Genomic DNA, 2,904 nt, shown 5'->3' with positions numbered 1-2,904 from the left:
CACAGGGCCGTCTGGCCGGAAAGAAAGCGCTGATTACCGCCGCAGGGCAGGGCATTGGCCGCGCGAGCGTCGAGAAATACGTGGCCGAGGGCGCGCAGGTGATCGCCTGCGACATCAACGATGCAACACTTGCGGAACTGGCTGCGATCGAGGGCGTGACAGCCTTGAAGCTGGATGTCACCGATGCGGACGCTGTGGCCGAGGTCGTCGCGACCGCCGGCGCGCTGGACGTGCTGTTCAACTGCGCAGGGTTCGTTGGGGCCGGGTCCATTCTGGAATGCGATGACGACCAGTGGGATTTCAGCTTTGATCTGAACGTCAAGGCCATGTACCGGCTTGCGAAGCTAGTTCTGCCCGGCATGCTGGAAAATGGCGGCGGCTCGATCATCAACATGTCTTCGGTCGCCTCGTCCATGAAAGGCGTGCCGAACCGCTTCTCGTATTGTGCATCCAAAGCGGCGGTGATTGGTCTGACCAAAGCCATTGCAGCCGACTTCATCACGCAGGGCGTCCGCTGCAACGCGATTTGCCCCGGCACGGTCGACAGCCCCAGCCTGCACGACCGCCTGCGCGCCACCGGTGACTATGAGCAGGCGATGAAAGACTTCATCGCGCGCCAGCCCATGGGCCGCATCGGCCATGCGGATGAGATTGCCGCGCTGGCCGTCTATCTGGGCAGCGATGAGACCGCATTCACCACCGGACAGACTTTCGCCATCGATGGCGGCTGGACCGTTTGATCAGGGAGATATGACATGAAACTGCTGCGTTACGGTCCGGTTGGACAAGAAAAACCCGGCCTGATGGATGAAACCGGCGCGATCCGTGATCTGTCTGGCAAAGTCAACGACATCGCGGGCGACGCGCTGTCGGATGCCGGGCTTGATGCTCTGCGCGCGTTGGATGTGAATGCGCTGCCCGTGGTCGACGGCGCGCCGCGTATCGGCGCATGCGTTGGTCAGGTGGGCAAGTTCATTTGCATCGGCCTGAACTATGCCGACCACGCCGCGGAATCCGGCATGGCGCTGCCCGAAGAACCGGTGATCTTCTTCAAGGCGACCTCGGCGATCATGGGTCCGGATGACACGGTGGAAATCCCCCGCAACTCGGTCAAGACCGACTGGGAGGTCGAACTGGGCGTGGTGATCGGCAAGCCCACCAAATATGTCTCGGTCGAGGATGCGCTGGACCATGTGGCGGGCTATTGCGTCGTTAACGACCTCAGCGAGCGCGATTTTCAGCTGCACCGCTCAGGTCAGTGGGTCAAGGGCAAGTCTGCCGACACGTTCGGCCCCATCGGCCCCTGGCTGGTGACGCGCGACGAGGTGCCGGACCCGCAGAATCTGCCGATGTATCTTGAGGTGAATGGGCACCGCTATCAGGACGGCTCGACCAAGACGATGCATTTTGACGTGGCGACCGTGATCTCGCACCTGTCGCAGTTCATGTCGCTGCAACCGGGTGATGTGATCTCGACCGGGACACCTCCGGGGGTCGGCATGGGGCAGAACCCGCAGACCTACCTGAAACCGGGTGACCGGATGGAGCTGGGCATCGAAGGGCTGGGCGTCCAGAAGCAAAGCGTTGAGGCCAGCGCATGACCCGCATCACAGGCATTCGCACCGAAGACCTGCGCTTTCCGACCTCGGACAGTCTGGACGGCTCGGATGCGATGAACCCCGATCCCGATTATTCCGCCGCTTATGTGGTGCTGGAAACCGATGGCGCGCATGAGGGCCACGGCCTGACCTTCACCATCGGGCGCGGCAACGAAATCTGCGTGGCCGCGATTGAGGCGCTTGGCGCATTGGTCACAGGGCTGGATCTGGACTGGATTACCGAGGATATGGGCCGGTTCTGGCGGCACATCACCGGCGACAGCCAGTTGCGCTGGATCGGCCCCGACAAGGGCGCGATTCACTTGGCCACCGGCGCGGTCGTGAACGCCGCGTGGGACCTGTGGGCCAAGGAGGCGGGCAAGCCCGTCTGGCAATTGGTCGGCGAGATGAACCCCGAAGAGATCGTGCGTCTGATCGACTTTCGCTATCTGACGGACGCGATCACGCCGGATGAAGCGCTGGCGCTGCTGCGCGCCGCCGAGGCTGGCAAACAGGAGCGTGTGGCAAAGCTGAAGGCCGAGGGCTATCCCTGCTACACCACTTCGGCGGGATGGCTGGGCTATTCCGACGACAAGCTGCGTCGCCTGTGTCGCGAGGCCAAGGAGGCGGGCTTTACCCACACCAAATTCAAGGTGGGCCGCGATCTGGACGACGATATCCGCCGCCTGACCATCGCGCGCGAAGTGCTGGGCGAAGACATGAACATCATGATCGACGCCAATCAGGTGTGGGAGGTCGATCAGGCCGTGGATTGGGTCAAGGCCCTGTCCTTTGCGCGGCCCTTCTTCATCGAAGAACCTACCAGCCCCGACGATGTGTTCGGCCACAAGGTGATCCGCGAAGGGGTTGCTCCGGTCAAGGTGGCGACGGGAGAGATGTGCCAGAACCGGATCATCTTCAAGCAGTTCATCAAGGAAGGTGCGATCGACATCGTTCAGATCGACAGCTGCCGGATGGGGGGGTTGAACGAGGTGCTGGCCGTCATGCTGATGGCTGCGAAATACGATCTTCCGGTTTGGCCTCATGCCGGGGGCGTGGGCCTGTGCGAATACGTCCAACATATGTCGATGATCGATTACATTGCGATCTCGGGTGAAAAGGACAGCAAGCGGATCGAATATGTCGATCACCTGCACGAGCATTTCGTCGATCCCTGCATTGTCGAAAACGGAGCATACACGGCACCGCAAAAGCCCGGATTCTCAATCGAGATGAAACCCGAAAGTATCAGAGATTTCCGTTTCCTGTCGAAACTGGCAGCGGAATAAACCCAGCCGCCTGAGCA

3 protein-coding genes are annotated in these 2,904 nt (G+C 61.3%); all 3 read left to right on the top strand.

Features of this window, described 5'->3' with window-relative positions:
* On the top strand, window positions 1-740 hold a 740-nt coding region (locus ACR0K4_RS22900), incomplete at its 5' end, for an SDR family oxidoreductase (protein WP_480855907.1).
* Window positions 741-755: 15 nt separating this feature from the next.
* The gene (locus ACR0K4_RS22895; protein ID WP_480855906.1) at window positions 756-1,601 is read left to right on the top strand and encodes a fumarylacetoacetate hydrolase family protein; all 846 of its coding nucleotides are present in this window, start codon (window positions 756-758) and stop codon (window positions 1,599-1,601) included.
* On the top strand, window positions 1,598-2,887 hold the full coding sequence (locus ACR0K4_RS22890; RefSeq protein WP_480855905.1) for an L-fuconate dehydratase: 1,290 nt from the start codon (window positions 1,598-1,600) through the stop codon (window positions 2,885-2,887). The genes ACR0K4_RS22895 and ACR0K4_RS22890 overlap by 4 nt, the downstream gene beginning before the upstream one ends.
* Window positions 2,888-2,904 lie beyond the last annotated feature (17 nt).

It is taken from the genome of Ruegeria sp. K11 (assembly GCF_056531905.1).
Note: the sequence above shows the minus strand (reverse complement) of the source record. Positions and strands in the feature narration are given on the sequence as shown.

Excerpts from the sequence above, each read along its gene's own strand:
- ACR0K4_RS22895 (WP_480855906.1), top strand. The coding sequence starts at position 756 with ATGAAACTGCTGCGTTACGGTCCGGTTGGACAAGAAAAACCCGGCCTG.
- ACR0K4_RS22890 (WP_480855905.1), top strand. The coding sequence starts at position 1,598 with ATGACCCGCATCACAGGCATTCGCACCGAAGACCTGCGCTTTCCGACC.